Consider the following 8,291-nt stretch of genomic DNA (forward strand, 5'->3'; position numbering starts at 1 on the left):
GCGAGCGCGCGCATCGCCGTGCCGCCGGCGACCGGCACGGCGGCCGCCTGTGCCGCGGTCATCCCGGCCGGGATCCGGAGGATCAGATCAGCGGGGCGCACGACGGCGTACTCGGCCCAGGTGCCGCCCTTCGGATGCATCTGGCTGACGAACGCGATCCGATCTCCGACCGAGTATCCGCTCACCGCGGCGCCGACCTGCGCGATGACGCCCGCGCCCTCCATCCCGATGGGATACGGGCGCACGCCCTCGTGCGGCAGGAAGACGGCGTCATGCGCGCCGACGCCGACGGCCTGCACGCGCACCAGCAGCTCATCGGCGTCGATCTCGGGCACCGGCACGAGCGCGTGCCCGATCATCGCCGCATCCGCGGGGTCCGCGCCCCGTGCAAAGGCGCGCATCATCTCGGCCATGTTCCTCGTCCCCCTCGACCGCACAGGTTATCCCACAGAATCGACGCGACTGAGGGATAGAATCGGCCCGCGGCCGTCGCCGCGTCGTCATCCGCCGGACATTCAGACGGGACCTCTCTTGCTTCAGATCGCACTGCAGGCGCCGACTGCGCTGATCCCGTGGCTCGACCCCGCGAACATCATCGAGGGCGCGGGCGCCTGGGCGCTCGCGGTGGTCTGCTTCATCGTGTTCGCCGAGACCGGTCTGCTCGTGGGCTTCCTGCTGCCCGGTGACACGCTGCTCGTGATCTCCGGACTGCTCACGCACACCAGCGACATCTTCGGTGTGAACATCTGGGCGGTGTCGCTGCTGATCGCCCTCGCCGCGTTCGTCGGTGGTGAGGTCGGCTACCTGATCGGCCACAAGGGCGGTCCCGCCGTGTTCGAGCGCAAGGAATCCGGTCTGTTCAGCGTGAAGAACGTCGAGCGCACCAACGCGTTCTTCGAGCGCTTCGGGGGCCTCACCATCGTGCTCGCGCGGTTCGTGCCGATCGTGCGCACCTTCGCCCCGGTCGCCGCCGGCGTGGGTCACATGCCGTGGAAGCGGTACTCGCTGTTCAACCTCATCGGCGCGCTGCTGTGGGGCTTCGGCCTGACGATGTTCGGCTACGTCATCGCCTACATCCCGTGGATCCGCGACCTCGTCGTGGACTATATCGACGTCATCCTGCTGCTCGCCGTCGGCGGCACCGCGATCGTGACCCTCTGGCACTACCTCGTCGAGCGGCACAAGGCCAAGAAGGCCGCCTCTGCCGGTGAGGACGTCGACACCGACGCCGCAGAGGCGAACGCCCTCCGGCTCGATCCCGAGGTGTTCGACCGCGCACCCGACCTCGACGGCGACGGCACGCGCTGACGCTCCGGTGGGCTCAGCCCGCCTTCTTCTTCGCCGCCGCCTTCTTCTGCGCCGGCTTCTTCGGCGTCCCCTTCTTCGTCGCCGCCTTCTTCGTCGCCGCCTTTTTCCGCGTCGACGCGGGCTTGTCGTCGGCGTCGTCATCGTCGGAGTCGTCATCGTCGGCATCCGCCGCCGTGCTGCCCTTCCTGGCCGCCTTGGTGCGTTCGACGCTGGCGCGCAGCGCCTCCATGAGGTCGATGACCTCGCCGCCCTTCTCGGCCGTGCCCTCATCGCCGAAGGTCGTGGCCGCGTCGAAGCCCTCGCCCGCCTCGATCTTCGCCTCGATGAGGGTGCGCAGCTCTTTCTGGTACTCGTCGACGTACTCTTCGGGGTCGAAGTCGCTCGAGTAGCTCTCGACGAGCGCGGCTGACATCTCGAGCTCCTTCGTGCTGATCTTCACGTCTTCGTCGAGGGCGGGGAACGCGGCTTCGCGCACCTCGTCGGCCCACAGCAGCGTCTGCAGCACGAGCACGTCGCCGCGCACGCGCAGGGCGGCGAGTCTCGTCTTCTGCCGCAGGGTGAAGCGCACGATCGCGGTGCGGTCGGTCTGCTCGAGGGTCTTGCGCAGCAGCACGTACGCCTTGGCCGACTTCGAGTCGGGTTCGAGGTAGTAGGCCCGATCGAGGGTCAGGAGGTCGACCTGCTCGCGGGGCACGAATTCGACGACGTCGATCTCGCGGCTCCTCTCGGCCGGGAGGGAGGCCAGGTCGTCTTTGGTGAGCACGATCGTCTGCCCGTCGTCGACGTAGGCGCGGTCGATGTCGGCGTACTCGACGGGCTGCCCGTCGATCTCGCAGACGCGCTGGTAGCGGATGCGCCCGCCGTCCTCGTGGTGCACCTGATGCAGCGGCACGTCGTGGTCCTCGGTCGCGGAGTACACCTTCACCGGGACGTTCACGAGTCCGAAGGTCAGGGCACCCTTCCAGATGCTTCTCATGTCAACAGTGAACACCAGGCGGCCCGTCCGCGGCGAGGGGGTTGCGGATGCCCACTACCCTGGCCCCATGGCATCCGGCGAGCAGGTCGTGCAGATCGACGGCCGTCGCCTGCGCATCACCAACCTCGACAAGGTCGTCTACCCCGAGACGGGCACGACCAAGGGCGAGGTGATCGCGTACTACTCGCAGATCGCGCCGCTCATGCTGCCGCACATGCGCGGACGCCCGGTCACCCGCAAGAGGTGGGTCGACGGCGTCGGCACGGCCGACTCCCCGGCCGAGAGCTTCTTCACCAAGCAGATCGAGCGGGGTGCTCCGGAGTGGATCAGGCGGATGCCGATCGAGCACTCCGACGGACCGAAGGAGTACCCGCTCGCCGACGACGTCGCCTCGCTGGTGTGGTTCGCGCAGATCGCCGCTCTCGAGCTGCACGTGCCGCAGTGGCGCTTCACGCACTCCGGCGGGCGCGGGATGCCCGACCGGATGGTGCTCGATCTCGACCCCGGTCCCGGTGCGGGGCTGGCGCAGTGCGCCGAGGTCGCCCGGATCGCCCGCGGCATCCTGAGCGGGATGGGGCTGGAGCCGATGCCGGTCACGAGCGGCAGCAAGGGCATCCATCTCTACGCCCGCCTGCCCACCACCGACGACGGCACCGGTCTGCAGTCGAGCGACGACGTCTCGGCGGTGGCGAAGGAGCTCGCGCGGCTGATCGAGGCCGACCATCCCGACCTCGCCACGCACGTCATGGCGAAGTCGCAGCGCGGCGGCAGGGTGTTCATCGACTGGAGTCAGAACAGCGCGTCGAAGACGACCATCGCGCCGTACTCGCTGCGCGGTCGCGCCAGGCCCTGGGTCGCGACTCCGCGCACCTGGGACGAGCTCGACGACCCGGATCTGCGGCACCTCGAACTGCACGAGGTCCTCGAGCGGATGCAGGCCCGCATCGATCCGCTCGCCGACCTCGCACCGGCCAGTACGGCGCTCGCCCCGTACCTCGCGAAACGCGACGCCGCGAAGACGCCCGAGCCCATGCCGCGCACGGCATATTCGGGATCGGGTGGAGCCCCGCGGTTCGTGATCCAGGAGCATCACGCCAGCCGGCTGCACTACGACCTGCGGATCGAGCGCGACGGAGTGCTGATCAGCTGGGCCGTGCCGAAAGGCGTGCCCGACACCGCCGACCGCAATCACCTCGCGGTGATGACCGAGCCCCACCCGCTCGAGTACCTCACCTTCGAGGGCGAGATCCCGGCAGGCGAATACGGGGCGGGCTCCATGACGGTGTGGGACACCGGCACCGTCTCGCTCGAGAAGTGGCGCGACGACGAGGTGATCGGCACCTTCACCGGGCAGACCGGCGGCAGGCTCGGATCAGCGCGACTCGCCCTCATCCGCACGAGCGGCGAGGGCGAGAAGTCGCAGTGGCTGCTGCACCGCATGAAGGATGCGGACACGCATCCTGATCCGGGTCGCCGCTCCCCTCGTCGACCCGGGAAGAGCGCCGGCCCAGGTCCCGTGCCGTCGTTCATCCCGCCCATGCTCTCCGAGTCCGGCACACCCGGTCTCGCGCGCTCGCTCAGCGACCCGTCGTGGGCCGAGATCAAGTGGGACGGCATCCGCGCCGTCGGCACCTGGAAGCGCGGCGACGACGGCACCGGCCGGTTCACCCTGCGCGCCCGGAGCGGCACCGACATCACGGCCCGCTACCCCGAGCTCACCGCCGACGGAGCCCCGCATCTGCCGGCCGCCGAGGCGGTGGTCGACGGCGAGATCGTCGCCTTCGACCGTGACGGCCGACCGAGCTTCGCTCGCCTGCAGAATCGGATGCACCTGACCAAGGGTCGCGAGATCGAACGCGAGGTCGTGCGCACGCCGGTCGTCTACATGCTCTTCGATCTGCTGCGCCTCGACGGGCACGACCTCACGGGCATGCCGCTGCGTCAGAGACGGGAGCTGCTCGAACAGCTCGCGGCCGACCTCGACGCGCCCGTGCAGGTGCCGCCCGTGTTCGACGACCTCGACGCGGCGCTCGATGCGAGTCGGCAGTACGGTCTCGAGGGCGTCGTGGCCAAAGACCCCGACTCCCGGTACCGACCAGGCCGGCGGTCGGGCTCCTGGCTGAAGCTCAAGCAGACGCACGCGCAGGAGGTCGTCATCGTGGGCATCCGCCCCGGCCAGGGAAACCGCCGCAGCGGCATCGGGTCGCTGCTGCTCGCCGTCCCCTCCCCCGAGAACGACGGCGGGCTGCGCTACGTCGGCCGGGTGGGCACCGGATTCACCGACCGGATGCTGCGCGACCTCGCCACACAGCTCGACCCGCTGCGGGTGACGGAGGCGCCCCTGCAGGTTCCCGCGCCCGACGCTGCGGACGCACTGTGGGTGCGGCCGCAGCTGGTCGGCGAGGTCGAGTTCGCGAACTGGTCGCCCGGAGGCATCCTGCGTCACTCCCGCTGGCGCGGGCTGCGGCCAGACAAATCCCCCGACGAGGTGCGCGTCGAAGACTGAGCGGGTTCACGCGTGCGCGGCCTCGCACTCGTCGTGATCGGCGGGCTCCAGCTGAAAGGTGGAGTGCTCGACGTCGAAGTGGTGTGCGAGGCAGCCCTGCAGATCCTGCAGCAGACGCGACGCCCCGCCGGACGCGAGCACGGCCGGATCCACCTTCACGTGCGCGGTGAACACGGGGGCGCCGCGGGTCAGCTGCCACACGTGCACGTCGTGCACGTCGACGACGCCCGAGTACACCATGAGATGCTTGCGGATCTCGCCGACCGCCATGCCCTGCGGCGCCGACTCGGCGAGCACCGAGAACACCTCACGCAGCAGCGAGACCGCGCGTGGCAGGATCAGCACGGCGATCAGCAGCGACGCGATCGCGTCGGCGGGCATCCACCCGGTGGTCACGATCACGATGGCGGCGACGATGACCATCGCCGAGCCGATCAGGTCGCCCATCACCTCGAGGTACGCACCGCGCACGTTGATGCTCGTCTTCTGCGCGCGGCTGAGCACCCACAGCGCGATGGCGTTGGCGACCATGCCGATGACCGCGACGGTGAGCATGAGCGGGCCCGCCACCTCCGTCTCGCCGGGGTCGAGCAGCCGCTCGATGCCCTGCACGGCGACCACGACCGAGAGCGCGATGAGGATGATCGCGTTGATCAGCGCACCGAACACCTCGGCGCGCTGGTAGCCGAACGTGCGCCGGTCGTCGGCGGGTCGCGCGGCGACCGCGGTGGCGATCAGGGCGATGATCAGAGCCGACGAGTCGGTGAACATGTGGGCGGCGTCGGCGAGCAGCGCCAGCGAACCCGACAGGAGCGCGCCGATCACCTGCACCACCATGACGGTGGCGGTGAGCGTCAGCGAGATCGCCAGCAGGCGCCGGTGTCCGGCGTCGCGGATTCCCCCTGCAGCGGGTGCGTGATCATGCATGCTTCAAGGCTAGGCCGGGTCGTCATCGCCCGAGGCGTGTTCCCGCTACTCGGGAACGGTAATGCTTCTCAATTGCCGGCGGCCGCGGCCCTACAGCGCGGCGAGCAGCGGGATGAAGGCCTGGAACGCGCGGGCCCGGTGCGACTGCGCCTGCTTCTCGGCATCGGTGAACTCGCCGACCGAGCGCTCGGCTGCCGGGTCCTGCCCGTCGGGGATGAAGATCGGGTCGTAGCCGAATCCGCCGGTTCCGGATGCCCGGTGCGCCAGGCGCCCGGGCCAGATCCCCTCGACGGTGTGCTCGCCGTCGGCGGTGACCAGCGCGATGGTGGAGTGGAACTGCGCGCTGCGATGCGGGTCGGCGACGTCGCGGAGCTGATCGAGCAGCAGCTCGAGGTTCGCCATGGCATCCTTCTTCTGCCCCGCCCAGTAGGCCGAGAACACGCCGGGAGATCCGCCGAGCACGTCGACGCAGATGCCGGAGTCGTCGGCGAGAGCCGGCAGACCCGTGTGTGCGAACGCCGCGCGCGCTTTGATGAGCGCGTTCTCTGCGAAGGTCACGCCGTCCTCGATCGGCTCGGGCCCGTCGTAGCCGATCACCTCGAGGTCGGGGCGGGTGGCAGCGACGATCTGCTGGAACTCCGCGACCTTGTGCGCGTTGTGCGTGGCGAGGACGACCCTCACTGCGTGGCCCCTGAGCTCTCCTGGGCCCCTGAGCCTGCCGAAGGGCCCTCGCCCAGCGCCGCCAACTGGTGCTGCTGCAGCGACGCGCAGCCCGAGACGCCGAGGTCGAGCAGGGCGTCGAGCTCGCGCTTGTCGAAGGGCGCGCCCTCGGCGGTGCCCTGCACCTCGACGAACAGCCCCCGGCCGGTGACGACGATGTTCATGTCGGTCTCGGCACGCACGTCCTCGACGTAGGCGAGGTCGAGCATCGGCTCGCCGTCGATGATGCCCACCGACACGGCGGCGACGGTGTCGAGCAGCGGCTTCGAGTTGCGGCCGATGAACTTCTTCTCGCGGCCCCACTCGATGGCGTCGGCGAGCGCGACGTACGCACCGGTGATCGCCGCGGTGCGGGTGCCGCCGTCGGCCTGCAGCACGTCGCAGTCGATGACGATCGTGTTCTCGCCCAGCGCCTTCGTGTCGACCACGGCGCGCAGCGCGCGCCCGATGAGCCGCGAGATCTCGTGGGTGCGGCCGCCGATGCGACCCTTCACGCTCTCGCGGTCGTTGCGCGAGTTGGTGGCGCGGGGCAGCATCGCGTATTCGGCGGTCACCCATCCCTTGCCCTTGCCGGTCAGCCAGCGCGGCACGCCGTTGGTGAACGATGCGGTGCACAGCACCCTGGTGCCGCCGAAGCTGATCAGCGCCGAGCCCTCGGCGTGGGCCGACCAACCGCGTTCGATCGTGATCTCGCGGAGCTGGTCGGTGCTGCGCCCGTCGGCGCGGACGATGTCGGTCATGGTGTCCTCTCGGAGCGGTACGGCTCAGTGATTCGGGCGGAGCTGTTCAGGAGTGAACGGGTCAGGGTGGTCGGGGCGACCGGTTCAGGGGCGGCCGACGCCGTCGCGAGCGACCTCGTCGGCCTCGGCGTCGAGCAGGTAGGGCAGGTCGATCACGCCGGTCTGCACGAGCTGCACGTCGCGCACCTCGTGACCCATCAGGCGGTTCGCGAGGGCGGTGAAGTCCTCGGCCGAGTCGCCGGTCGCCTCGTACACGTAGCTGGCGACGGCGCCCTGCGAGGCGAGCCGGCCGTGCTTCACGAGCTGACGGTAGACGTCGGCGGCGGTCTCGTCGTCGCTCGAGACGAGCGAGACGCCCTGGCCCATCACGTAGCTGATCGCACCGCGCAGGAACGGGTAGTGCGTGCATCCGAGCACGAGGGTGTCGACCTGGGCATCCCGCAGCGGAGCGAGGTACTCCTCGGCCACGGCCAGCACCTCCGGCGAGCCGGTGATGCCGGCCTCGACGAACTCGACGAAGCGGGGGCAGGCGGCGGTGAACACCTCGAGGCGCTCGTTCACCTCGAGCATGTCCTGGTACGCGCGCGACCCGATCGTGCCGACCGTGCCGATCACTCCGACGCGTCCGTTGCGCGTCGTCGAGACGGCGCGGCGCACGGCCGGGCCGATGACCTCGACGACGGGCACGTCGTACCGTTCACGGGCGTCACGCAGCACGGCGGCGGATGCCGTGTTGCACGCGATCACGAGCATCTTCACGCCCTGCTCGACGAGCGTGTCGAGCACTTCGATGCTGTATCGCCTGACGTCTGCGATCGGCTTCGGCCCGTACGGCGAGTGCGCCGTGTCGCCGATGTACACGAGCGATTCCTGCGGCAGCTGCGCGCGGATCGCCCTGGCCACCGTGAGTCCCCCGACGCCGGAGTCGAAGATGCCGATGGGCGCGTCGTTCATGGTGCCCAAGCCTACTCGGCGCGACTCAGCGGCTCAGCATGGCGCGGCGGGCGGCTCGGGCGGCGAGCAGGCTCGCGGCCGGCGACGAGATCAGAGCCCCTCCGCACTCGGCGGGCAGGCCGACGTTCACCGCGACGACGGCCGGTGCGGCAGATCGGAT

Annotated in this window: 8 protein-coding genes; 2 read left to right on the plus strand and 6 right to left on the minus strand. The window is 70.0% G+C overall.

All coding sequences use genetic code 11. The features are described from left to right. Window positions 1-413 (minus strand): alcohol dehydrogenase catalytic domain-containing protein (locus RT309_RS11920; protein WP_313357319.1); only part of this gene is annotated, 413 nt, incomplete at its 3' end. A 118-nt stretch (window positions 414-531) separates the two neighbouring features. Between RT309_RS11920 and RT309_RS11925 the strand changes: the two genes are divergently transcribed. Further along, a complete protein-coding gene (locus RT309_RS11925) occupies window positions 532-1,308 on the plus strand; it encodes a VTT domain-containing protein (RefSeq protein ID WP_313357321.1) in 777 nt (258 codons plus the stop codon). A 13-nt stretch (window positions 1,309-1,321) separates the two neighbouring features. Here the strand turns inward: RT309_RS11925 and RT309_RS11930 are convergent, their stop codons facing one another. Continuing rightward, window positions 1,322-2,284 (minus strand): Ku protein, encoded by a 963-nt coding sequence (locus tag RT309_RS11930; protein WP_313357323.1) that lies wholly within the window; start codon window positions 2,282-2,284, stop codon window positions 1,322-1,324. A 67-nt stretch (window positions 2,285-2,351) separates the two neighbouring features. Here RT309_RS11930 and RT309_RS11935 point away from each other — a divergent pair, with 67 nt between their 5' ends. After that, the gene (locus RT309_RS11935) at window positions 2,352-4,790 is read left to right on the plus strand and encodes an ATP-dependent DNA ligase (RefSeq protein WP_313357325.1); all 2,439 of its coding nucleotides are present in this window, start codon (window positions 2,352-2,354) and stop codon (window positions 4,788-4,790) included. A 6-nt stretch (window positions 4,791-4,796) separates the two neighbouring features. Here RT309_RS11935 and RT309_RS11940 read toward each other — a convergent pair whose 3' ends face one another. From RT309_RS11940 to murI, 4 genes are all read right to left on the minus strand, one after another. Further along, complete coding sequence (locus RT309_RS11940) at window positions 4,797-5,717, minus strand: cation diffusion facilitator family transporter (protein WP_313357327.1); 921 nt, start codon at window positions 5,715-5,717, stop codon at window positions 4,797-4,799. Window positions 5,718-5,807: 90 nt separating this feature from the next. Next, window positions 5,808-6,398, minus strand: a complete 591-nt coding sequence (gene rdgB, locus RT309_RS11945) for an RdgB/HAM1 family non-canonical purine NTP pyrophosphatase (RefSeq protein ID WP_313357329.1) — start codon at window positions 6,396-6,398, stop codon at window positions 5,808-5,810. After that, window positions 6,395-7,177 carry a ribonuclease PH gene (gene rph / locus RT309_RS11950; protein ID WP_313357331.1) on the minus strand — a complete coding sequence of 261 codons (783 nt, stop codon included), beginning with the start codon at window positions 7,175-7,177 and terminating at the stop codon, window positions 6,395-6,397. Before rph ends, rdgB begins: the two co-directional genes overlap by 4 nt. 84 nt (window positions 7,178-7,261) lie before the next feature. After that, complete coding sequence (gene murI / locus RT309_RS11955) at window positions 7,262-8,131, minus strand: glutamate racemase (RefSeq protein ID WP_313357332.1); 870 nt, start codon at window positions 8,129-8,131, stop codon at window positions 7,262-7,264. Window positions 8,132-8,291: the final 160 nt, after the last annotated feature.

This window comes from Microbacterium sp., assembly GCF_032084865.1.
In the GTDB taxonomy this organism is placed as follows: Bacteria; Actinomycetota; Actinomycetes; order Actinomycetales; family Microbacteriaceae; genus Microbacterium.